Origin of the sequence: Pseudoalteromonas sp. S327 (genome assembly GCF_005886415.1) — a bacterium.
GTDB classification, from domain to species: domain Bacteria; phylum Pseudomonadota; class Gammaproteobacteria; order Enterobacterales; family Alteromonadaceae; genus Pseudoalteromonas; species Pseudoalteromonas atlantica.
The window spans coordinates 1-505 of sequence record NZ_PNDP01000097.1 but is presented as its reverse complement, the minus strand read 5'-3'; the positions used below and the strand labels follow the sequence as shown (position 1 = coordinate 505).

Below are 505 nucleotides of genomic sequence, written 5' to 3'. Positions count from 1 at the left end.
GCCTGAAGTAGCTGAGCAAAAAGATGCCAATGCAAAAACGGTTATTAGCAAAGGGGCTGCAAGCGCACCTATGGCTCAACCGACACCAGTTGCTGATAGCGACGTAAAGCATACATCAGTTGCCATGGCACACGATAAACGTGAGTTAGTTCCTGATAGTGGCTTACGCGCAGGGTCAATTAAACCTGCAGGTCGTGCTAGTTCAGACATGACTAAAACAATGAGCGCTGAGTAACCCTTAGCCTCATTAAAAAGCCGCGCTATGTAAAATAGCGCGGCTTTTTTGTTTTAATACCTGTCTTGTCCTGAAAGGTATTTTCTCATTTGCTCCTCTTTCGCTTCTCTTTGTGCAATAGATCTTTATTAGCAAAAATAAACAGCTGCGCTGCTTCTCGCGCAAGCAAGCTTTGCGCCTTGTATCTCTCGTTGATAAATGATTAGCTATCATTTATCACATCGAAGTCAGTGAGCTTGCCTTTGCGCCTAGTATTTAATACTGCGCCGT

Annotated in this window: 1 protein-coding gene; it reads left to right on the top strand. The window is 44.4% G+C overall.

The features are described 5' to 3' along the window. Positions 1-235, top strand: a 235-nt coding sequence (locus CWB60_RS20185) for a hypothetical protein (RefSeq protein ID WP_138580062.1), incomplete at its 5' end; no start/stop codon positions are given. Between the last annotated feature and the right edge of the window lie 270 nt (positions 236-505).